The 22265-nt window shown below is 72.8% G+C and carries 20 protein-coding genes; 18 read left to right on the top strand and 2 right to left on the bottom strand.

Going from position 1 to position 22265, the window contains the following annotated elements; translation table 11 throughout:
- The first annotated feature begins 1 nt into the window (after position 1).
- From BFV98_RS10180 to BFV98_RS10110, 15 genes are all read left to right on the top strand, one after another.
- A complete protein-coding gene (locus BFV98_RS10180) occupies positions 2-1264 on the top strand; it encodes an alanine racemase (RefSeq protein ID WP_071096012.1) in 1263 nt (420 codons plus the stop codon).
- A complete protein-coding gene (locus BFV98_RS10175) occupies positions 1264-2052 on the top strand; it encodes an ATP-binding cassette domain-containing protein (protein WP_013285147.1) in 789 nt (262 codons plus the stop codon). Before BFV98_RS10180 ends, BFV98_RS10175 begins: the two co-directional genes overlap by 1 nt.
- Positions 2053-2329: 277 nt before the next feature.
- Positions 2330-3985, top strand: a complete 1656-nt coding sequence (locus BFV98_RS10170; RefSeq protein WP_013285148.1) for an ABC transporter substrate-binding protein — start codon at positions 2330-2332, stop codon at positions 3983-3985.
- A 15-nt stretch (positions 3986-4000) separates the two neighbouring features.
- Positions 4001-5011 (top strand): ABC transporter permease, encoded by a 1011-nt coding sequence (locus BFV98_RS10165; protein WP_013285149.1) that lies wholly within the window; start codon positions 4001-4003, stop codon positions 5009-5011.
- Entirely contained in the window at positions 5011-5895 is an 885-nt protein-coding gene (locus BFV98_RS10160) for an ABC transporter permease (protein ID WP_030270843.1), read from the top strand. The genes BFV98_RS10165 and BFV98_RS10160 overlap by 1 nt, the downstream gene beginning before the upstream one ends.
- Before the next feature lie 2 nt (positions 5896-5897).
- Entirely contained in the window at positions 5898-7931 is a 2034-nt protein-coding gene (locus BFV98_RS10155; protein WP_071096011.1) for an ABC transporter ATP-binding protein, read from the top strand.
- A complete protein-coding gene (locus tag BFV98_RS10150) occupies positions 7928-9979 on the top strand; it encodes a hydantoinase/oxoprolinase family protein (RefSeq protein ID WP_013285152.1) in 2052 nt (683 codons plus the stop codon). The genes BFV98_RS10155 and BFV98_RS10150 overlap by 4 nt, the downstream gene beginning before the upstream one ends.
- On the top strand, positions 9976-11664 hold the full coding sequence (locus tag BFV98_RS10145) for a hydantoinase B/oxoprolinase family protein (RefSeq protein ID WP_013285153.1): 1689 nt from the start codon (positions 9976-9978) through the stop codon (positions 11662-11664). Before BFV98_RS10150 ends, BFV98_RS10145 begins: the two co-directional genes overlap by 4 nt.
- Positions 11657-13327: a hydantoinase B/oxoprolinase family protein gene (locus BFV98_RS10140; RefSeq protein ID WP_071096008.1), complete on the top strand. Its 1671-nt coding sequence runs from the start codon at positions 11657-11659 to the stop codon at positions 13325-13327. Before BFV98_RS10145 ends, BFV98_RS10140 begins: the two co-directional genes overlap by 8 nt.
- Positions 13324-14589, top strand: coding sequence for an amidohydrolase family protein (locus tag BFV98_RS10135; RefSeq protein WP_071096005.1), 1266 nt, complete (start codon positions 13324-13326; stop codon positions 14587-14589). The genes BFV98_RS10140 and BFV98_RS10135 overlap by 4 nt, the downstream gene beginning before the upstream one ends.
- The gene (locus BFV98_RS10130; RefSeq protein ID WP_071096004.1) at positions 14586-14999 is read left to right on the top strand and encodes a nuclear transport factor 2 family protein; all 414 of its coding nucleotides are present in this window, start codon (positions 14586-14588) and stop codon (positions 14997-14999) included. Before BFV98_RS10135 ends, BFV98_RS10130 begins: the two co-directional genes overlap by 4 nt.
- The gene (locus BFV98_RS10125; RefSeq protein ID WP_071096002.1) at positions 14996-16000 is read left to right on the top strand and encodes a zinc-binding dehydrogenase; all 1005 of its coding nucleotides are present in this window, start codon (positions 14996-14998) and stop codon (positions 15998-16000) included. The genes BFV98_RS10130 and BFV98_RS10125 overlap by 4 nt, the downstream gene beginning before the upstream one ends.
- Positions 15997-16326, top strand: a complete 330-nt coding sequence (locus BFV98_RS10120; RefSeq protein WP_013285158.1) for a TIGR04076 family protein — start codon at positions 15997-15999, stop codon at positions 16324-16326. The genes BFV98_RS10125 and BFV98_RS10120 overlap by 4 nt, the downstream gene beginning before the upstream one ends.
- Positions 16323-17321, top strand: coding sequence for an LLM class flavin-dependent oxidoreductase (locus tag BFV98_RS10115; protein WP_013474653.1), 999 nt, complete (start codon positions 16323-16325; stop codon positions 17319-17321). Before BFV98_RS10120 ends, BFV98_RS10115 begins: the two co-directional genes overlap by 4 nt.
- A 5-nt stretch (positions 17322-17326) precedes the next feature.
- Positions 17327-18418 carry an alpha/beta hydrolase gene (locus BFV98_RS10110; protein ID WP_255368085.1) on the top strand — a complete coding sequence of 364 codons (1092 nt, stop codon included), beginning with the start codon at positions 17327-17329 and terminating at the stop codon, positions 18416-18418.
- Between the two features lie 75 nt (positions 18419-18493).
- Here BFV98_RS10110 and BFV98_RS10105 read toward each other — a convergent pair whose 3' ends face one another.
- Both BFV98_RS10105 and BFV98_RS10100 read right to left on the bottom strand, forming a co-directional pair.
- A complete protein-coding gene (locus tag BFV98_RS10105) occupies positions 18494-19129 on the bottom strand; it encodes a helix-turn-helix domain-containing protein (RefSeq protein WP_221488115.1) in 636 nt (211 codons plus the stop codon).
- 143 nt (positions 19130-19272) lie between these two features.
- Complete coding sequence (locus BFV98_RS10100) at positions 19273-20250, bottom strand: hypothetical protein (protein WP_071095998.1); 978 nt, start codon at positions 20248-20250, stop codon at positions 19273-19275.
- Between the two features lie 146 nt (positions 20251-20396).
- On the opposite strand from BFV98_RS10100, the gene BFV98_RS10095 reads away from it, so the two are divergent.
- From BFV98_RS10095 to BFV98_RS10085, 3 genes are read left to right on the top strand one after another with little or no spacing between them, the layout of a single operon-like run.
- Entirely contained in the window at positions 20397-20735 is a 339-nt protein-coding gene (locus BFV98_RS10095; protein ID WP_013285163.1) for a PadR family transcriptional regulator, read from the top strand.
- Positions 20732-21553, top strand: a complete 822-nt coding sequence (locus BFV98_RS10090; RefSeq protein WP_013285164.1) for an ATP-binding cassette domain-containing protein — start codon at positions 20732-20734, stop codon at positions 21551-21553. The genes BFV98_RS10095 and BFV98_RS10090 overlap by 4 nt, the downstream gene beginning before the upstream one ends.
- On the top strand, positions 21550-22236 hold the full coding sequence (locus BFV98_RS10085; RefSeq protein WP_013285165.1) for a hypothetical protein: 687 nt from the start codon (positions 21550-21552) through the stop codon (positions 22234-22236). Before BFV98_RS10090 ends, BFV98_RS10085 begins: the two co-directional genes overlap by 4 nt.
- The last annotated feature ends 29 nt before the right edge of the window (positions 22237-22265 follow it).

The following is a 22265-nucleotide window of genomic DNA, read 5'->3' as shown; positions in this document are numbered from 1 at the left end:
CATGTTTCTGGACCTGCTGCGACGCCGCAACCCGGGCCTGCTCGCCGCCGCCGCGAACCTGCACGACAGCGGTGACCTGCCTGCCAACTGCTACGCGCTGGACCTCGACACGGTCGCGGCGAACGCCGCCGCCATCCGGGCCGAGGCCGACCGGCACGGGCTGTCGGTCTACGCCATGACCAAGCAGGTCGGGCGCAACCCTGACTTCTGCCGGACCGTCCGCGACGCGGGCATCACCGAGGCGGTCGGCGTCGACCTCCAGTGCGCGCTCGCCGACCGGCACGGCGGGCTCGGCATCGGTCACCTCGGTCACCTGGTGCAGATCCCCCGGCACGAGGCGGCGGTCGCCGTCGCGCTCGCGCCCGCGTACTGGACGGTCTTCAACGACGCCAAGGCCGCGGAGGCGGCCGTCGCGAGCACGGCGGCCGGGCGGGAGCAGGCGCTGCTCGCCCGGATCGCGGCGCCCGGCGACCGGTTCTACCGGGGCCACGAGGGCGGCTGGCCGGCCGAGGAGATCGTCGCTGTCGCCCACCGGCTCGACGCCCTCGACGGCGCCCGGTTCGCCGGTGTCACCAGCTTCCCGACCCAGTTGTTCGATCCGGCCGCCGGGCGGGTCGTGCCGACCCCGAACCTCGGCACCCTGCGGGCCGCCGCCGTGGCGTTGCGCGCCGCCGGGTGGTCGCACGTCGAGATCAACGCCCCGGGTACGACGTCGGCGGCGATCCTGGCCATGCTGGCCGAGGCGGGCGTGACGCAGGTCGAACCCGGTCACGGGCTCACCGGCACGACGCCCTGGCACGCGGTCACCGACCTGGTCGAGGAGCCCGCCGTGCTCTACGTCAGCGAGGTGTCCCACCTGTGGGACGGGCGGGCGTACGTCTTCGGCGGCGGGCTCTACGTCGATCCGGTGCTCGGCCTGGGCGGCACCCGGGCGCTGATCGTGCCCCGGGGCGGTGGTCTCGACGACGCGTACCTGGTCGACGTCGAGATGCCCGCGCCCGAGGCGATCGACTACTACGCGATGGCCGACGTGACGGCCGCGCCGGGCGTCGCACCCGGCGACACGGTCCTGTTCGGGTTCCGGCCGCAGGCGTTCGTCACCCGGGCGCTGACCGCCGGGGTCACCGGCGTGCGGTCGGGCGCCCCGGCCGTGGCCGGTGTGTACGCCGCCGACGGTTCGGCGCCGATCGGGCTGGACGACATCGACGCGGGCGACGGCCCCGGCACTGGTAACCAGGCGGCTCGCAGCGCAGGGAGGGCATGATGAGCACTGTCATCCACAAGGACGACGCGACCCGGGCGGGCGCCCCGCCGCTGCGGCTGAGCGGCATCCGCAAGCAGTTCGGCGGCGTGGTCGCGATCGAGCGCTTCGACCTGGAACTGGCCGCCGGGCAGATCACCGCGCTGGTCGGCGACAACGGCGCCGGCAAGTCCACCCTCGTGAAGATCATTTCGGGGGTGTACCAGCCCACCGAGGGTGAGCTGGAGATGCACGGGCGCCCGGTGACGTTCCGGGACGCCTCCGACGCCCGGCGGCAGGGCGTCGAGGTGGTCTACCAGGACCTGGCCCTGGCCGACTCGCAGCCGGTCTACATGAACATGTTCCTGGGCCGGGAGCTGACCCGCGGTCCGCTGCGCCTGCTCGACCGGCGCCGGATGGCCCGGGAGACGCAGGAGCTGGTGGACGCGCTGGACGTGCGCATCCCCAGTGCGAAGGCGACGATCCGGGACCTGTCCGGCGGGCAGCGGCAGGCGGTGGCGATCTGCCGCGCCACCCACTGGGCCAGCGGCCTGGTGCTGATGGACGAACCGACAGCGGCGCTGGGCGTGGCCGAGACCGCCAAGGTGGAGCAGCTGATCCTGAAGCTGCGCGAGCGGGGCGCCGCCGTGCTCGTCGTCAGCCACAACCTGGACCAGGTGTTCCGTATCGCCGACCGGGTGGCGGTGCTGCGCCGGGGACGCCAGGTCGGCGTCCGCGACATCACCGGGACCAGTCGCAACGAGATCGTCTCGATGATCACCGGCGCGTCCGAGGAGACCGGCCGCCCCTGATCCGCGCGGACCGCCGCGCGCACGATGACCCCGGGTGTCCCTCCCGGGGTCATCGGCGTTTCCGGCCCCGTTCGATCCGTCGCACGTAACGTTTCGGTGAACTCATGTGAACGCTGACACCGGGGTCATCCCGCACTTCGGGAGCGCTCTAATTTCACAGCGCGGGCGTGTTCAGTGAACACCGTTCACCCTATTGTTCACTCGTGCCTAATCCGGTAGAACACCAGGTAGGTCCGCAGCTCGGGCCATTCGCCTCGTGCTTCTAGGAGGGCTTCTCATGGCTCGTTCACCCCGTCCGGGCGCCTCCTCGCCCGCGCTCTCCCGCCGCGGCGTCCTGCAGTTGGGTGGCAGCGTCGCGCTCCTGTTCGCCACCGGCGCCTGCGCCGCGGACAGCGGCAGCAAGTCCACGGACGGCAAGTCCGGCGGCGCCTCCGCCAAGACGCTGCGCATCGCCGTCTCCAGCTATCTGTCGAGCTGGGACCAGGACTTCGTCGGTTTCGACCTGACCGCGCTGATGCTCTACAAGAACGTCTTCCCGTACCTGATCGACTACGGGGTCACCAACACCGGCGGCAGCCAGATCCTCGACACCCAGAACATCACCCCGACGTTCGCCGAGTCGTTCGAGCCGGACGCCGAGCAGAAGGTGTGGACGCTCAAGCTGCGTCGCGGCGTCAAGTTCGCCAGCGGCAACGAGATGAAGGCCGCCGACGTGAAGTGGTCGAAGGACCGCGCGTTCGCCGCCCAGGCCAACGTGGCCGGCGTCTACCGCACCATCGGCCTGACCAGCGCGGACCAGGTCAAGGTCGTCGACGACTACACGGTGGAGTTCCACCAGGCGTTCCCGAGCGCGCTGACCCGGCAGATCCAGGCGATCTCGCTGTACGTCTTCGACTCCGTCGAGGCCAAGAAGCACGCCAGCGGCAGCGACCCCTGGGCCAAGGAGTGGTTCGCGAAGAACCCGCCGACCGGCGGCTACTTCAACGTCGCCAAGGCCACCCAGGGCCAGGAGATCGAGCTCAGCGCGAACACCGGCTACCCGGGCCCGGACCCGGCCAAGACGCCGACCATCCGGATCTCCGTGGTGCCGGCCGCCTCCAACCAGCGGCTCCAGCTCCAGGCCGGTGACATCGACATCGCCCTGGGCATCAGCCAGCGCGACATCCAGGACCTCAAGAAGGCGGCCGGCATCAAGGTCATCTCGGCGGCCAGCAACCGCCAGGTCGCCATCCAGATGTCGGTGACCGCCGCGCCGTTCAACGACGTGAACATCCGCAAGGCGCTCGCGTACGCGGTGCCCTACGAGCAGATCATCAACAACGTGTACGGCGGCGACGCCCGCGCGGCCAAGAGCCCGGTCCCGCTGGACATGCCCGGCTACGACGAGAGCGGCTACCCGTTCACCTACGACCTGGAGAAGGCGAAGGCCGCCATGGCCGCCGCCGGCCGGGCGTCGCTCGACTCCGAGCTGGTCTTCGAGGCCGACAACGAGGAGCAGCAGAAGATCGCCGTCCAGGTGCAGGGCGAGGCGGCGAAGGCGGGCATCCGGCTCAAGCTGACCCCGCTGGACCCGGCCACCCTCGGCGAGCGGCGGACGAAGAAGAACATCCCGCTCCAGATCACCTCCGGGCAGCTCTGGGTGGACGACGTCGAGTACATGCTGGCGACGAGCTTCGTCAAGGGCGCCAACCTCAACTACTCGAACTACAGCAACCCGGAGATCGAGCAGATCTACGAGAAGTCGCACACCACTGTCGACACGGCCGCCCGCAACGCGCTGTGGAAGCGGGTCCAGGAGATCCTCGCCGCCGACGTGCCGTGGGTGGTCATCTGCCAGCCCAACTTCAACCTGCCCGTCCGGGAGTCCGTCGCCGGCTGGGTGCAGCCGATGGACGGCCTCGCCCGCCTGCGCTACCTGAGCGCTTCGGCCTAGGGACCTCACCCACCCATGCGTATCTTCCGGTTCGTCGTCAGGCGACTACTCCAGCTGATCCCCGTTCTGCTCGGAGTGGTCGTCCTGGCCTTCCTCCTGGTCCGAGTGCTGCCGGGCGACCCGGTCCGCAGCATCCTCGGGCAGAACGCCACAGAGGAGGACGCCGCCGCGGCCCGTGCCCGCTTCGGGCTGGACCAGTCCCTGTGGCAGCAGTTCCTCGACTACCTCGGCGGGCTGCTGACCGGTGACTTCGGGACGTCGATCCAGAGCGGCAGCTCCGTGGGCTCGGAGATGGCGCTGCGGGTGGGTCCGACCCTGGAACTCGTCGTCATCTCGGTGAGCATCGCGCTCGTGGTGGCGACGGTGCTGGGCATCTGGTCGGCCAAGCGGGCCAACCGGGCCGGCGACCACAGCGTCCGGATCTTCGCGCTGGTCGGCAACTCCGTACCGGAGTTCTGGCTCGGCCTGGTGCTGGTGCTCGTCGGCTACAGCATCCTCGGCTGGTTCCCGGCCCCCAACGGCCGGGTCGACCCGGACACCGGCCTGACCCCGCTCACCGGCGCCGACCTCGTCGACGCCGTCCTCACCGCCAACGGGCCGGCGATCGCCTCGGCCGCGGCGTACCTGGTGCTGCCGGTGCTGACCCTCGTGGTCGGCGTGGTCGCCCCGCTGCTGCGCAGCGTCCGGGCCTCCGCGCTGGAGGTGCTGCACTCGGAGTCGTACGCCGCGGCGAAGGCGCACGGGCTGCGCGACCGCACGCTGCACTACGGCTACCTGCTGCGGGCGACGCTGGTCCGGCTGCCGTCGCTGGCCGCGCTGGTCTTCGGTACGGCGATCGGCTCCACCGTGCTCGTTGAGTACGTGTACTCGTGGCAGGGCTTCGGCCAGTGGGCCCTGCGCGGCCTGCTCTACCGGGACTACCCGGTGGTGCAGGCGTCGGTGCTGGTCATCGCGCTGTGCTACGTGCTGGTGTTCCTCATCGCCGACGTGGTCCACGCGATCCTCGACCCGAGAGTGAGGCTCTGATGGCCGAGCTGCGAACCGTCCCCGACGGTCCCGCCGCCGCGCCGGTGGTCGTGCCCGGCGGCGACCGGGACAGCCGATTCGCCCGCCGCATGATCATCGCCGGGGCGAGCATCCTGTCGGTGGTCGCGCTGCTGGCGGTGTTCGCGCCGCTGCTGAGCCAGTGGGGCGAGACCGAGATCGACGCGGCGAACACGCTCGTCGCGCCGGGCGGCAGCCACCTGCTCGGCACCGACGGCAACGGCATGGACATCTGGAGCCGGGTGCTCTACGCCGCCCGGCTCGACCTGGGCATCGCGCTGGCCGCCGTGGCGCTCGCGGTGGTCGTCGGCACGCTGCTCGGCCTGGTCGCCGGCTACTTCGGCGGCTGGCTCGACGACGTGCTGATGCGGGTGGTCGACATCTTCCAGTCGTTCCCCACGTTCATCCTGGCGCTCGCGGTGGCCGCGCTGCTCGGCAACGGCACGATCAACCTGATCATCACGATCGCGGCGGTGAACGCGCCGGCGTACGCCCGGCTGGTCCGCGCCGAGGTGCGGTCGCTGCGGGAACTGCCGTTCGTGGACGCCGCCATCACCTCCGGGGCGTCACCGATCGGCGTGCTCTGGCGGCACCTGCTCCCCAACAGCCTCACCCCGGTCCGGGTGATCGCGCCGCTGAACTGCGGCTGGGCCATGCTCACTTTGGCCGGGCTCTCCTTCCTCGGCCTGGGCGTGAGCATCCCCGAGGCGGAGTGGGGCGCCATGATCAGCCTGGGTGCCGCGGACGTGGTCGGCGGCCGGTGGTGGACCTCGGTCCCGCCCGGCCTGGCCCTGTTCGTCTGCGTCCTGGGGTTCAGCCTGCTCGGCGAAGGCCTGCAGGACCGCGCGAACGCGAAGCGGCGGTGACCATGCTGTCGATCGAGAACCTCTCCGTGACGATCCGCCGGCCCGGCCGGCAGGTCGCCGCGCTCAGCGGCGTCAGTTTCGCCGTCCGGCCCGGCGAGGTCGTCGGCCTGGTCGGCGAGAGCGGCGGCGGCAAGAGCATGGTGGCCCGCGCCATCGTCGGGCTGCTGCCCGGCGGCTCGCACGCCACCGGCCGGGTGCTGTTCGGCGACTCGGACGTGCTGCGGATGGACGACGCCGCGCTCGCCGCCCACCGCGGACGCGGGGTGGCGATCTGCTTCCAGAACCCGCGCGGCGCGCTCAGCCCCACCCGCACCATCGGCAAGCAGCTCGTCGACCGGCTCGCCACCCACCAGGAGATGTCCGGCGACCGGGCCCGGGAGGCGGCGCGCGAGCTGTTCGAGGCGGTCGGCATCCGCAGCCCGCAGCGGCGGCTCGACGCGTACGCCCACGAGCTGTCCGGCGGCATGGCCCAGCGGGTGATGATCTCGCTGGCCACCGGCTGCGCGCCGGAGCTGCTGATCGCCGACGAGCCGACCACCGGCCTGGACGTGACCCTGACCCGGGAGATCCTGCGCCAGTTCCGGCACGCCGCCGACACCGACGGCCGGGGCGTCCTGCTGATCTCGCACGACCTGGCGTCCATCGCGGAGGTCTGCGACCGGGTGGTGGTGCTCTACGCCGGCACCGTGGTGGAGAGCGGACCGGCCGCGCAGGTGCTGCGGGAGCCCGCGCACCCGTACACCCGGGCGCTGCTGCGTTCGGTGCCGGACGTCGGCGGCCGGCCGGTCGTCGCCACCCCCGGCGCCATGCCGCTGCTGACGCAGGAGCCGCACAACTGCCCGTTCGTCGCCCGGTGCGCGCACGCCGACGGCACCTGCTCGTCCCGGCGCCCGGCCACAGTGCCGGTACCCGGTGGCGGCGAGTGGTCGCTCGCCTGCTTCCACCCGCAGACCCGGCCGCTGGACGCCGACGTTCCGCAGGCGTCGCACACGCCGGCAGCGTCCGGCGCGGTCTCGGCCGGCGCGGACGCGAAGCCCGCGGTGCTGGAGATCGAGAACGCGCACGTCGTCTACCGCAGCCGGTTCGGTTCCGGCGGGCACCACGCGCTGCGCGGCGTCACGCTGCGGCTCGGGCCGGGCGAGACGCTCGGTGTGGTGGGCGAGAGCGGTTGCGGCAAGAGCACGCTCGCCAAGCTCGTGATGGGCCTGGTCGCGCCCACGTCCGGCACCGTCACGGTCGCCGGGCAGGCACTGGTCAAGCAGCCGGGCCGCCCCCGTCCGCGGGGCCGGGCACTGCGCCGGGCCCGGACCCGGGCCCAGCTCGTGTTCCAGGACCCGATCGGCTCGCTCAGCCCGCGCCGTCCCGTCGGCGACTCCATCGCCGAGCCGCTGCGCGCCGCCGGCCTGTCCCCGGCGCAGCGGGAGGAGCGCGTCACCGCCGTGCTGGACCGGATGGAGCTGGACCGGTCGATCCTCCAGCGCTACCCGCACGAGCTGTCCGGCGGTCAGGCGCAACGCATCGGCATCGCCCGCGCGCTGGTCGGCGAGCCGGACCTGATCGTCTTCGACGAGCCGACCTCGGCGCTGGACGTCACCGTCCAGGCGCAGATCCTCGACGTGATCGCCGACGTGGCCGCCGACGCGGAACGCGCCTCGGTGTTCATCTCCCACGACCTGGCCACGGTGCGCGGGTTCGCCGACCGCGTCGTGGTGCTCTACCTCGGCCGGGTCGTCGAGGAGGGACCGGTGGACGTCGTCTTCGACACGCCCCGGCACCCGTACACCCGCGCGCTGCTGGGCAGCGCCCCCCGCCTCGGCGGGACGGCCGGGTCCGACGGCGAGGCCGTCGAGCTGGTCAAGGACCTGGAGGAAGCCGACGCCGCGACCGGGTGCCCACTGGCCGCCCGGTGCCCGTTCGTCACCGACCGGTGCCGAACGGAGCAGCAGGAGCTTCAGTCGTACGGCGAGAGCCGGGCCGCCTGCTGGCGCGTTCCCGAGCTTCCCGCCCTCATCGGAAGGCAGGCTGTCACGCCATGACCCGTCGCCCCATCCGGCTCGCCGTCGACATCGGCGGGACCTTCGTGGACGCCATGGAACTGGACACTCGCACCAACCGGGTCCGGTTCCGCAAGGCGGCCACGACCCCGGCCCGGCCCGCGGACGGTGTCCTCAACGCGATCACCGCGCTCGGCACCGACCTGTCCGAGGTGGAGCTGTTCATCCACGGCACCACCCTCGGCCTCAACGCGGTGCTGGAACGCCGTGGTGGCCGTACCGGCATCATCACCAACGAGGGCTTCCGGGACGTCTTCCTGATCGGCCGCGGCAACGTGCCGTCCGACCACATGTACGACTTCCAGTACCAGCGGCCGGAGAGCCTGGTGCAGCGCCGCTTCACCGCCGGTGTGCGGGGCCGGCTGGACTACCGGGGCCGCGTGGTGGAGCCGCTGGACCCGGACAGCGTCCGGGAGGCCGCCCGCACGCTCGTGGTGGACCAGCAGGTCACCTCGATCGCCATCTGCTTCCTGCACTCGTTCCTCGACCCGAGCCACGAGCGGGAGGCCGCGCGCCTGATCCACGAGGAGTTCCCCGAGGTCAGCCTGTCGCTGTCGACCGACATCGTGCGCGAGTACCGGGAGTACGAGCGCACCAGCACCACGGTGCTGGAGGCGTACATCCGGCCGATCTTCGAGCGGTACGTGGACGAGCTGGAGGCCGGCCTGGCCGAGCGCGGCTTCTCCGGGCGCTTCCTGATCATGCGCTCCGGCGGCGGTTCGATGACCAGCGCGGTCGCCAAGACCGCCCCCACGCACACAGTGCTGTCCGGCCCGGCCGGCGGCATCGTCGGTGCCGCCTACGTCGCCTCCGAGCTGGGCCGCGACAACGTGCTCACGTTCGACATCGGCGGCACCTCGCTGGACGCCTGCGTGATCGAGCGCGGCAACCCGGTCGCCGCGTACGAGGCCCAGCTGGAGCACTTCCCGCTGCTCATCCCGACGTACGACATCCGTACCATCGGCGCCGGCGGCGGCTCGATCGCCTGGCTCGACCACGGCCTGCTCAAGGTCGGCCCGCAGAGCGCCGGCGCCGACCCCGGCCCGGTGTGCTACGGCCGTGGCGGCACCAAGCCGACTGTCACCGACGCGGCGGTGGTGCTCGGCTACATGGACCCGGACCGGTTCCTCGCCGGCACCATGGGGCTGCGCGACGCCGAGGCGCGCGCCGCGATCCAGGAGCAGCTCGCCGATCCGCTCGGCCTGAGCGTGGAGAACGCGGCAGCGGGAGTGTTCGACGTGCTGCTGGCCCGCACCGTGGGCGCGGTCCGGCAGATCACCGTCGAGCGGGGGCACGACCCCCGGCAGTTCGCGCTGCTCGCGTTCGGTGGCGCCGGCCCGCTGCTGGCACCGCTGCTGGCCCGGGAGATGGGCATCGGCGAGGTGGTCGTGCCGTTCGCGCCGTCCGGCTTCTCCGCCTGGGGCATGCTCTCGGCCGACATCGTCAACGACTTCAGCCGTACCGTGATGGCCACGCTCGACGACGCCGACCTGTCGGAGCTGGAGCAGCTGTTCAAGGCCGTCGAGGCCGAGGCGGTCGCGTCGCTGGTGGCGCAGGGCGTGCCGGCCGGCGAGGCGGTGCTGGAGCGGCAGTTCGAGCTGCGCTACCTCGGCCAGGAGCACAGCCTGATGGTCACCGTCGGGCGTGAGCTGGACCGCGACGCGATCCGCGCCGCGTTCGACGAGACGCACCGCACCCGGTACGGCCACACCATGGGCAACCCGCTCCAGATCCTCAACCTGCGGGTACGCGGCATCGGGCGCACCGACCGGCCGGAGCTGGAGACCCTGCCGCGCGGCGACGGCGACCCGTCGCAGGCGTTGCTGGCGCACCGCGACGCGTACGACTTCGGGCAGCAGGCGGTGGTGCCGTTCGCGGTCTACGACCGGGCCCGCCTGGAGCCGGGCGACACCTTCGACGGACCGGCGCTGATCGACGAGGGCACCTCCACCACGGTGGTGCCCAGCGGCCAGCGGGTCACCGTCGACGACCACGGATACCTGCTCGTCACCCTGGAGGAAGCCGCATGACCACGCTGGACGGAGCCCAGGTCGAGGTCGTCCGCAGCTATCTGCTGTCGGCCGCGGAGGAGATGCGGGCCACCCTCATCCGTACCTCCTTCAACCCGGTCATCTACGAGGTGCACGACTTCGGCCTGTCGATGTACGACGCCGACCTGCGACTGGTCGCCGAGGCCACCGGGCTGACGTTCTTCCTCGGCGCGAACGACTTCTCGCTGCGCAAGGGCGTGGAGTACGTGGGCCGGGAGAACCTGCACCGCGGTGACGTGGTGCTGCTCAACTACCCGTACTGGAACGCGGCGCACGCGTTCGACGCGACGCTGTTCGCGCCGGTGTTCCGGCCGGACGAGGCGGACCCGGACGCGGACGGCGACCTGGTCGGCTTCCTCTGCGTCCGCGCGCACTGGATGGACCTGGGCGCCAAGGACCCCGGCTACGTGCTCGACTCGACCGACATGCACCAGGAGGGGCTGATCTTCCCGGGCACCAAGGTCGTGTCCCGGGGCGAGCCGGTGCGCGAGATCCACGAGCTGATCCGGTTCAACTCGCGGATGCCGGACGCGGTGCTGGGTGACCTGCACGCGCAGATCGCCGCGCTGCGCACCGGCGAGCGGCGGATGCTGGAGATCATCGAGAAGTTCGGCCGGGACACCGTGAACCAGGCGATCGACCGGATCATCGCCGACGGTGAGGCCCGCGCCCGCGCGGCGCTGGCCACGCTGCCGCAGGGCACCTGGACCGCCGAGGACTGGGTGGACGACGACGGCATCAGCGACGACCCGGTGAAGATGCGCGTCACCGTCACCATCGCCGACGGGCGCTTCGTCGTCGACTTCGCCGGTTCGGCGCCCGCCACCCGCGGCCCGATCAACATGCCGTTCGGCGCGACCGAGGCGATCTGCAAGGTCGTGCTGAAGTCGCTCACCTCCCGGGACGAGCCGTCGAACGCCGGCACCGTGGCGCCGCTGGAGGTGCGGGCCGAGCCGGGCACGCTGTTCCACGCCGTCTACCCGCAGCCGACGTTCACGCTCTGGACCGGCATCGTCGCGGTGGAGCTGATCCTCAAGGCGCTGGCCCAGGGCATGCCGGACCTGCTGCCCGCCTCCTCCGGCGGCGACGTGCCCGGCTTCATGATGGTCGGCCTGCACCCGGACACCGGGAAGATGTTCGCGGTCAGCAACAACGACCTGGTGGGCTGGGGCGGCACCGCGCAGCACGACGGGATGGACGCCGCCACCCACGTCTCCGGCAGCACCGGCCGGGGCACCCCGATCGAGGTCATGGAGGCCAAGACCGGGATGTTCTTCGAGCGCTGGGAGATCCGCGAGGACTCCGGTGGCGCCGGCCGGTTCCGTGGTGGTTGCGGCCTGCGGCGGGACATCCGGTTCGTGACGCCCGGTGAGTTCCTCACCGTCATCAAGAAGACGAAGAGCGCGCCGTGGGCGCTCGACGGCGGCTTGCAGCCGGAGCCGAACCAGATCGTGGTGTTCCCGGGCACCGACCGCGAGCACCGGGTGAGCACCAAGCGCACGACGGTCGCTGTGGGCGACCGGGTCACCCTTCTGACCGCCGGTGGCGGTGGGCACGGCGACCCGCGCGGCCGCGACCCCGAGGCGGTCCGGCGCGACGTGGCCGAGGGCTACGTCTCCCCGGAGGCGGCCCGGGACGTCTACGGAGTGGACGTCGATGGGTGAGCCGACTGTCGACGGGGCAACCGTCGAGGTCGTCCGCAGCCATCTCGTCTCGGCCGCCGAGGAGATGCGGGCCGCGCTGGTGCGCACCGCGTTCAACCCGGTGATCTACGAGGTGTACGACTTCGGCATCTCCGTCTACGACCGGCGGCTGCGGCTGGTCGCGGAGTCGACGGGATTGTCCCGCTTCCTCGGCGCCAACGACTACTCCCTGCGCAAGGGCGTCGAGTACGTCGGCGTGGAGAACCTGCACCGCGGCGACGTGGTGCTGCTCAACTACCCGTACTGGAACGCGGCGCACACGTACGACGCGACGATGTTCGCGCCGGTGGTGCTGCCGGACAGCGAGGAGCTGATCGGTTTCCTGTGCATCCGGGCGCACTGGATGGACCTGGGTGCCAAGGATCCCGGTTACGTGCTCGACTCCACGGACATGCACCAGGAGGGGATCATCTTCCCCGGCACGAAGGTGTACTCCCGGGGCGAGCCGGTGCCGGAGATCCACGAGCTGATCCGGTTCAACTCACGGATGCCGGAACTCGTCCTCGGCGACCTCAACGCGCAGATCGCCGCGCTGCGTACCGGTGAGCGGCGGGTGACCGAGCTGTACCGCGACTACGGTCCGGCGGTGGTCGACGCGGTCGTCGACCGGGTGATCGACGCCGCCGCGCGGCGCGCCGGGGAGGCGGTGGCCGCGCTGCCGCAGGGCAGCTGGACCGCCGAGGACTGGCTCGACGACGACGGGGTCAGCGACGATCCGATCCGGATGCGGGTCACCGTCACTGTCGCCGACGGCGAGTTCACAGTGGACTTCGCCGGGTCGTCCCCGGCGGTGCCCGGGCCGGTGAACCTGCCGCTGGGCGCGACCATCGCCACCTGCCGGGTCGCGTTCAAGGGCGTCACCACGCCGCACGAGCAGAGCAACGCCGGGCACTTCGCGCCCCTGCGGGTACGCGCCGAGCCCGGTACGTTGTTCCACGCGCAGTATCCGGCCGCCACGTTCACCCAGTGGACCGGCACCGTCGCGCTGGAGCTGATCCTCAAGGCGCTGGCGCAGGGCATGCCGGACCGGCTGGCCGCCTCCTCCGGGGGCGACGTGCCCGGGTTCATGATGGTCGGCCGGCACCCGGACACCGGCGACATGTTCGCGGTCAGCAACAACGACCCGGTCGGCTGGGGCGGCACGCCCCGGCACGACGGCATCGGACCGGCGAACCACCTGTGCCAGACCCAGGCGCGCAACACGCCGGTGGAGGTGCTGGAGTCGAAGACCGGGATGTTCTTCGAGCGCCTGGAGATCCGTACCGACTCCGGTGGCGCCGGCCGGTTCCGGGGCGGCTGCGGCCTGCGGCGGGACATCCGGTTCGTGACGCCGGGTGAGTTCCTGTCGGTGATCAAGAAGACGAAGAGCGCGCCGTGGGCGCTGGCCGGCGGCGAGCAGCCGGAGCCGAACCAGGTGGTCGTCTTCCCGGGCACGGACCGGGAGCACCGGGTGAGCACACGGCGTACCGCGGTGGCGGTGGGGGATCGGGTGACGTTGCTGACCGCCGGTGGCGGCGGGCACGGTGACCCGAGGAGTCGGGATCCGGAGGCGGTGCGACGGGACGTGGCCGAGGGCTACGTCTCCGCGCGGGCCGCCCGAGACGTTTATGGAGTGATCGCGTGAGTGCCGCCTATTCGCCCGAACAGCCGAGCGTGCTGCTCGGCAACTGCACAGTGCTGGACGCCCGCGTGGTGGACGGCATGGCGCCCGTGACCGGCGCCGGGGTGTGGGTCCGGGGTGACCGGATCGCCGCCGTCGGGCCGTACGCCGAGGTGGCCGAGCAGGCGCGGGCCGCCGGCCGGCTGACCGAGGTGGACCTCGACGGCGCGTACGTGACGCCCGGCCTGGTCAACATGCACACCCACTTCTCGCTGTCGCTGCCCGGCTCCGCCGGCGACGACGTCAAGGGGATGGGCGCGTACGACCTCGCCCACTACATGGCCGACGGGGCACGGCGCACGCTGCACACCGGCGTGACCACCGTGCGCTGCGTGGCGGAGAAGGACCACGCCGACTTCGCGCTGCGGCGGGCGATCAACGCCGGGCGTGTCCCGGGTCCGCGCATCTACACCGCCGGACGGGCGCTGGTGTGCACCGGCGGGCACGGCCACGAGGGCAACGACACGCTCGAGTGCGACGGCCCGGTCGGCTTCCGACAGGGCGTGCGCAGCCAGATCAAGGCCGGCGCGGACCTGATCAAGGTGATGATCTCGGGCGGCATCGCCGGTGAGCACGAGAGCATCCACACGCCGCAGCTCTTCGCCGACGAGATGACGGCGGCGATCGAGACCGCCCACGCGTGGGGCCGCCGGGTGACCGCGCACGCCGGGCCCGCCGATGTGATCGCCGCGGCCGTGGAGCTGGGGCTGGACTGCGTGGAGCACGGCTACCAGCTCACCCCGCAGGTCGCGGCGCGGATGGCCGAGCGTGGCACGGCGCTCGTGCCGACGCTGCTGGTGACGCGCTGCAAGGAGTTCTTCGACGAGCTGGGCGTGCCGGAGTGGATGCAGTGCCGGTCGCTCGGCGCCGGCCCCCGGCACCTGGAGAGCTTCGACATGGCCATCGCCGCGGGCGTGGAGGTGCTGCTCGGCAGCGACGTCCCCCCGTTCTGGGAGTTCGAGGGCACCACCGCCTCGATCCGGGAGCTGGAGTACATGTCCGAGCGGATCGGCGCCGCGCGGGCCATCCACGCCGGCACGCTCGGCCCGATCCGGTGGCTCGGCGCGGAATCCGATCTCGGCACTGTCGAGGTCGGCAAGCTGGCCGACCTGATCGCGACGGACGCCGACCCGCTGGCCGACACCTCGGCCTTCCGGGACGTGCGGTGGGTGATGAAGGGCGGGCAGATCGCCCGCGACGACCGTAACCAGGAGGAGACGCGATGACGTTCGCGCAGGCAGGCGCGGCGGAGATCGCCGCCGGCATCGACGACATGTACGACGCGTTCCTCGCCGGGGACCAGCAGCGGTTCGACACGCACCTGGACCCCGACGTGACCACCTGGGAGACGCACCTGCCCGGGCCGCTGCGGACCCGGGCCGAGCTGGACGAGTACCGCGCCCGGCGCGACGCCGTCGGGCAGCGGCCCCGGCTGGCGGTGCTCGCCCCGCGGGACAAGCGCATCGACGTGTGGGACGACTTCGGCGTGGCCCGGTACGAGCTGGTCTCGCAGCTCGGCCCGGACGACGAGCCGGAGATCACCCGGGTCACCGACGTGGTGCGCCGGATCGACGGCCGCTGGGTGATCGTGCACCACCACGCCGAGCTGGTCCGGGAACCGGTGGGCGCGGCGTGATCCGGCGGCTGGTCGCCGGGCGGATCGGTGAGCCGGCGGACGTGCTGTCGGTCGCCGACCTGCCCGACGACCCGCCGCCCGGCCCCGGTGAGGTGCAGCTCGCCGTCCGTACGGTCGGGCTGAACTTCCTGGACGTCATGCTCTGCCGGGGCGAGTACCCGGTGCGGCCGGACCCGCCGATGACACCCGGCGTGGAGACGGCCGGCCGGGTCGTCGCCGCCGGCGCCGGGGCCGAGCACCTGCTGGGTCAGGAGGTGCTCGCCTGCCCGGCGCTGCCGCGCGGCGCGCTCGGCAGCACGGTGACCGTGGACGCCATGGTGGTGGTGCCGCGACCGTCCACCGTCGACCCGGTCACCGCGGCGGCGCTGCCGGTCACCTACCAGACCGCGTGGTTCGCGCTGGAACGATCCGGTCTCACGGCCGGACAGACGGTGCTGGTGCACGCGGGCGCCGGCGGGGTGGGCATCGCCGCGATCCAGCTGGCCGTCGCCCGCGGCGCGCGGGTCCTGGCCACCGCCGGCGGTCCGGCCAAGACCGCGATCTGCCGCGACCACGGCGCCCAGGTGGCGATCGACTACACGGCGGACGACTTCGTGCCCGCCGTGCTCGCGGCCACCGGCGGGCGGGGCGTGGACGTCGTGGTGGACCCGGTGGGCGGCGACGTGTTCGCCCGCTCCTGGGAGTGCCTCGCGTTCGAGGGACGCCTGGTGGCGGTGGGCGCCGCCGGTGGCGCACCGCCGCCTGTCGACCCGCTGCGGCTGATGGCGGCGAACGCGACGCTCGTCGGCCTGTCCTGGGGCTCGCAGTACCCGTGGCGGCGGGCCAGTGCCGTCGAGGCCGCGTACCAGGAGCTGTTCGACATGTGCGCCTCCGGCGCGGTCCGGCCGCCGGTCAGCCGCGTCGTCTCGCTGGACGAGGCGCCCGCGGCGCTCACCGAACTGGCCGAACGCCGGACCACCGGCAAGATCATCGTACGGATCGACGAGGGGGAGGGGCCGTGAGCGACAGCGCCGACGGCGACATGGAGATCTACGACCTGAAGGTGACAGTCGACCGGATCGAGGGCCGGTCGGTGTGCGGCATGGCCGTGGGCGACCACTTCGAACTGACGAACAGCGCCCACCTGCGGCTGCCCGAGGGAAAGCACTTCTGCGTGTACGCGCTCGCCTCGGTGCTGCCCTTCCTCGCCGCCAAGCAGCGTGACCTGGCGCCGGGGGACTGGCTGGCCCAGGACTCCCACTTCATCTGCCCCGACCCGGAGGAGCGGCTCGTCATGAAGGTGGAACGGACCTGCCGGCGCACGATGAACTCGGCGGACCTGACATGACCGTCGAGATCGGACTCGGCCTCCAGAGCGACAAGCCGGCCGGCGCCTACGCCCGGCTGGCCCGCGCCGCCGAGGCGCACGGCTTCGACGTGCTCACCGTCTTCGGCGACCTGATGTACCAGCCGCCGATCTTCCCGCTGCTGGAGATGGCACAGGCGACCGAACGGGTACGCCTCGGCGCGGCCTGCCTGAACCCGTACTCGATGGCGCCGTACGAGATCGCCGGTCAGATCGCCGCCCTGGACCTGGCCTCGCACGGGCGGGCCTACCTGGGCCTGGCCCGGGGGACCTGGCTGGGCGCTGTCGGCCTGCCGCAGCCGCGGCCGCTGACCACGATCGAGGAGGCCGTCCAGGTCGTCTACCGACTGCTGCGCGGCGATCGCGGCGGCTTCACCGGAAAGGTCTTCTCGCTCGCCCCCGGCACCGCCCTGCGCTACGACGTGCAGCGGCCCGACCCGCCGCTGCTGCTCGGCGCGTGGGGCCCGCAGGGCGCGGCGCTGGCCGGGCGGATCGCCGACGAGATCAAGGTGGGCGGCAGCGCCAACCCGGACATGGTCCCGGTGATCCGCGAACGGCTGCGAACGGGCGCGGAGAAGGCCGGACGCGACGTCGCGGACGTCGGCATCGTGCTCGGCGCTGTCACAGTCGTCGACACCGACGGCGAGGCGGCCCGCGCCAAGGCCCGTACCGAGGTGGCCATGTACCTGGCGGTGGTGGCCGAGCTGGACCCGACCGTCGAGATGCCCGACGACCTGGTCAAGCGCGTCGGCGAGCTGGTCGACGCGGGCGAGGACGAGGCGGCGGGCCGGCTGATCCCGGACGACGTGCTCGACCGGTTCGCCTTCTCCGGCACCCCGGAGCAGGTCGCCGCGCAGGCCCAGGCGCTCATCGACGCGGGCGTGCGCCGGGTCGAGTTCGGCACGCCGCACGGCCTCACCGACGAGCGCGGCGTGGACCTGCTCGGCTCGGCCGTCCTGCCGCTGCTGCGCAGGTGAGTCAGGTGCGGCTCACCGTCCTGGTCGGCCCCGGCCTGGTGGCCGACGCGGCCCTGCTGGCGTCGTCGACCGCCGCCACCTGCGCCGAACTCGACGTCTCCGGCGAGGTCGTCACCGCCGCCTCGGCCGACGAGATGCGCGCGCTGCTCGCCACGGCCGACCAGCCGGTGGTGGTGCTCCCCGGCCCCACGGCTGCGGCCCGTGCCCTGATCGGCGCGCAGCCGTCCGGCGTGGTCTGGTACGACCTCACAGTCGAGCCGTCGGTGCCCGGCGCGGTCCACCTGGCCGGGCGGGGACTGTGGGGCCTGACCTGGGCGATCCGGCACGCCGTGCACCGCCTCCGCGCGCCGGCCACCCGGATCGCCTACGGCCCGGACCCGGACCAGTGGGGCGACCTGCGGCTGCCGTCCACCCCGGACGCCGGACCGGCGCCGGTCGCGGTGCTGCTGCACGGCGGGTTCTGGCGGTCCATCTGGGGCGCGGACCTGATGGACGCGCTCGCCGTCGACCTGGCCCGGCGCGGGTACGCGAGCTGGAACCTGGAGTACCGGCGCCCGGACCGGCACGGCTGGGACGCGACCACACAGGACGTGCAGGCGGGCCTCCTCGCGTTGCGGGAACCGGCCCGCGACCGGTTGGTCGACCTGGACCGGATCGTCGTGCTGGGACACTCGGCCGGCGGGCAGCTCGCGTTGCGCGCCGCGGCGGACCTCGCCGCGCGTACGAGCGGGCCGCGTGTCGCGCTCGCGGTGTCGCTGGCCGGGGTGCTCGACCTCACCGAGGGCGAGCGGCGCTACCTCGGCGACGGTGCGGTCGCCGCGGCGCTGGGCGGCTCACCGGTGACGGCACCACGCCGGTACGCCGAGAGCGACCCGATGCTCCGCCTGCCGACAGGGGTGCCCACACTGCTCGTGCAGGGAACGGAGGACAGCCTCGACCTCGTCGACGCCAACCGGCGCTACGCCGCCGCGGCGGCAGCCGCCGGGGACGAGATCCGCCACCTCGAACAGCCGGGGGACCACTTCGCCGTCATCGACCCGGCCTCGGCCGTCTGGCAGGACACGATGACCGCCGTGGACGCACGCCTCGGCCGCTGACGCCGGACGCTGAATCGCCCTCCGGGTTCACCTACGTGAACACGGAGGGCGATTCGTGGTGCCCGGGGGCGCGGGTCAGAACAGGCGGGGCGTGACCACCGAGACCACAGTCGTCACCGCGTCGGTGTCGTTGTAGAGCTGGTGCGGCACCGACGAGCGCAGGTGCACGCTGTCGCCCGGGAACAGCCGGTGCTCGACGCCCTCGACCTCGTAGAGCAGCTCGCCGGAGATGACGTACGCGAACTCCTCGCCCCGGTGGCCGTACGCGTTCTCCCGGCGCCCGCCCGGCGCGATGTGCACGAGCATCGGTTCGAGTACCAGGTCCGGCCCGCGGTCGGAGAGCATGCGGTAGGTCTGCTGCCCGGACACGTACTGCGTGGCGGCCGTCTCCGCCCTGGTCAGCGTGAAGTGCCGGGGAAGCGAGGAGACGGTGCTGTCCGGCGCGGCGGTGCCGGCGTCGAAGAAGTCGGCCACCGACCGGTCGAGCGCCTTGGCGACGCTGCCGAGCGCGGTCAGCCCGATGGAGGAGATGCCCCGCTCGACCTGGGACAGGAAGCCGATGGACAGCCCGGAGCGGGAGGCGAGGCCGCGCAGCGTCAGCCCGCGCTCCTTGCGGTAGCGCCGGATCCGGCCGCCGACGACGCCCGCGGGCGTGTTCTCGTCCGCGGCGCCACCGGAGCCGGCCTGCTCCGACGGCGGCTGACTGTTCATGGGCCGCACGGGGACCTCCTGTCGAGGTGGCGGAACGTCCGCCGGGATGTTCGATGGTATCGAACATCCCGGCCGGTCCGCGAGGGGCCGTGCGGCCGGTTTCCCCACATCGTCCCGGGTGGACCGCGGCCGGCGTCGCCCGCCTACCGCTTCACCAGGTTGCGCAGCGCCCCGAGCAGCGATCGGTGGCTGACCTCGGCGTAGATCTTCTTGTCCGAGCCGTACAGGACCACGTACGGGCACTGCTGGTCGTCCCCGCCCATGGTCTTGTCCAGCAGTCGGCGGCCGGTCGCCACCTCGTACACCCGCAGGCGGTAGGTGGCCTTCAGCAGCGTCAGCGTGTCCGGCTTCGGGTCGTCGTAGCGGCACTTGCGGATCGTCGCGCCGGTGCTCGTGCGATCCAGGCAGGCGACCATCTGCACGGTCTTCGGGTCCTCCGACGCCCAGGTCCGCTCCACCCGCTTCGACAGGCCCTCGTCGTAGTAGTAGACCTGGTCGTGGCGGCGGCTGCCCGTGCCCAGGTCGGTGCCGACGAGCAGTGCCACCGGGTGCGGCGCCGCTCCGGTGCGCCTCGGCGACTGCGGGAAGTAGAGAACGCCGTCGCACACGTCGTTGAGATCGGAGATCTGCGCCGCCGGGAAGTCGCTCGGCTGCGGCCCGCGCGCCGACGGCTCCGCGCTCGCCGTCGCACCCGGCGTGGGCGTCGCGCCGGACGACCGCCAGGGCGCCACCGGCGGCGCGGCGGGCTCCCGCTCGGCCGTCTCGCGGGGCGAGGAACCCAGCAGGAACGCGCCGCCGATCAGGCCCGAGCACGCCACCAGCAGCAGCACGCTCAGCACCGCGACGGCGACGACCAGACCGCGGCTGCGGCCGGACGACTGCGGGCCGGGTGGCGGGTACGGCCCGAACGGCGCAGCCGGCGTGGCCGGACCGTACGGCGGACCAGCGATGGGCGGCCCGTAACCCGGAACGGGCGACCCGTGACCCGGCCCGGTGGCGGGCGGTGGTGGCGGCCCGGGAACGCCGGGCGGCTCGCCGGCCGGCCGCATCCAGGCGGTCTCTCCCCGCTGTTCCGCGTCCCCCGCCGGTCCCTGCTCGGATCCGGCCCCCGTGTCGGACATGCGCATTCCCCCGTCGAACCCGTGCGGAGCGCGCAACCTATCAGCCTCGCCGGGCCGGAGGAGACCCCACTAGATGGTTGCGCTACCTAGATGGCGGCGCTACCGTCACTGCCGGATGTCGTCCGATCGGGACAGTGCGGAGCGGGATGAACCAGGAACGGCGGGCGCAGTGGCTGCGCGGGGTGCTCGACCTCTGCGTGCTCGCGCTGCTGAGCCGGGGCGAGTCCTACGGCTACGAGCTGTCCCAGGCGTTGCGGGCCCACGGGCTGGGCGCCGTGCAGGGCGGCACCCTCTACCCGGTGCTGCTGCGGTTGCAGCGCTCCGGCCTGCTCACCGCGCACTGGCGGGAGGGCGGGACCGGGCCCGCGAGGAAGTACTACCGGATCAGCCCGGCCGGCAGCGCGGCGTTGCGGGCGGCCGCGATCGACTGGAGCGCCTTCGCGTCGAGCGTGGGCACGATACTGCGCGAGGAGCCGAAGCGGTGAACCACGAACCCTGGCTCGCCGCCCTGACCGGCGAGCTGCGCCGGCACGGGGTGGGGCCCGACCTGACCGGTCACGTCGTCGCCGAGGCGGCCACCCACCTGCTCGACAGCGGGGAGTCGCCGCTGCGGGTCTTCGGCGCGCCGGAGACGTACGCCCGGGCGGTGGTCGACAGCCTCGGTGGCCCCGACGTGCGACCGCCGCGCCGCCAGCCCGGACCGGTGCGGCTCGCCGCGCGCGGCATCACCAAGCGCTACCGGGGGCGGACCGTCCTGGACCGGGTCGACCTCACCGTCCGGGCGGGCCAGATCGCGGCGGTGGTCGGTGCCAACGGCGCCGGCAAGAGCACCTTCCTGCGGATCTGCGCCGGCCTGCTGAGCCCGGAGGCGGGCACCGTCGAGGTGCACGGCACGCTCGGCTACTGCCCGCAGGACGGCGGCACCGCCGAGTTCCTCAGCCCGGACGAGCACTTCGTGCTGATCGGCGCCGGCCGGGGGCTGGGCCGGACGGCGGCCCGTCGGGCCGGTCGCGCGGAGGCGGCCGGGCTGGAGTGGACACCGCCGCGACGCATCCAGGCCCGGCACCTCTCCGGCGGCACACGGCAGAAGCTCAACCTGGTGCTGGCCCGGCTCGGCGAGCCGGACGTGCTGCTCCTCGACGAGCCCTACCAGGGGTTCGACAGGGGCACCTACCTCGACTTCTGGCACGAGGTGTGGCGCTGGCGCGACGCCGGCAAGGCCGTCGTGGTCGTCACCCACCTGCTCAACCAGCTCGACCGCGTCGACGTCGTGCTCGACCTGGCCGGGGAGCGTGACGCGTGAGCCGGACCCTGGTGGTGGCCGAGGCCGCCCTGCGCGAGCTGCTGCGCCGCCGTACCGTGCTGGTCATCCTGCTGCTGATGCCGCTGGCGTTCTATCTGAGCCGCCGCGGCGACCACCTCGGACAGTCGATCCGCTTCGTCTGCCTCGGCCTGGGCTGGGCGCTCAGCACCGCCGCGCTGTTCGCGGGCAGCGCGGCGCGCGGCATCGAACCCCGCCTGCGGCTCTCCGGCTACGGCAGCCGGCACCTGGTGCTCGGCCGGCTGCTCGCGCTGTGGACCGTCGGCATGCTCCTCTCCACTCCGTACTTCCTGCTCGTCCTGGCCGACCAGCGCGACGTCCGGTACGGCGCGATCGCCCTGATCATGGCGCTGACCGTGTTCGTGTCGGTGCCGTTCGGCCTGCTGCTGAGCGCCGTGCTGCCGCGCGAGCTGGAGGGCACGCTGGTGCTGCTCACAGTGGTCGGTCTCCAGATGGTGATGGACCCGGCGGGCAGCGCCACCCGCGCGTTGCCGTTCTGGTTCAGCCGCGAGCTCGCCACGTACGCCGTCGACCACACCGACGGCGGCTACCTCAACCGCGGCCTGACCCACGGGCTGGCCTTCGCTGTCGCACTCACGCTGCTGGTCGTGGCGGCCGCCGCGGTGCGGCTGCGGCAGCGCCGCCACCTGCGCCTGGCCACCTGACCGGCGGGGGCGGCGGACCGGACCCGGTC

Origin of the sequence: Micromonospora sp. WMMB235 (assembly GCF_001855515.1) — a bacterium.
GTDB classification, from domain to species: domain Bacteria; phylum Actinomycetota; class Actinomycetes; order Mycobacteriales; family Micromonosporaceae; genus Micromonospora; species Micromonospora aurantiaca.
Note: the sequence above shows the minus strand (reverse complement) of the source record. Positions and strands in the feature narration are given on the sequence as shown.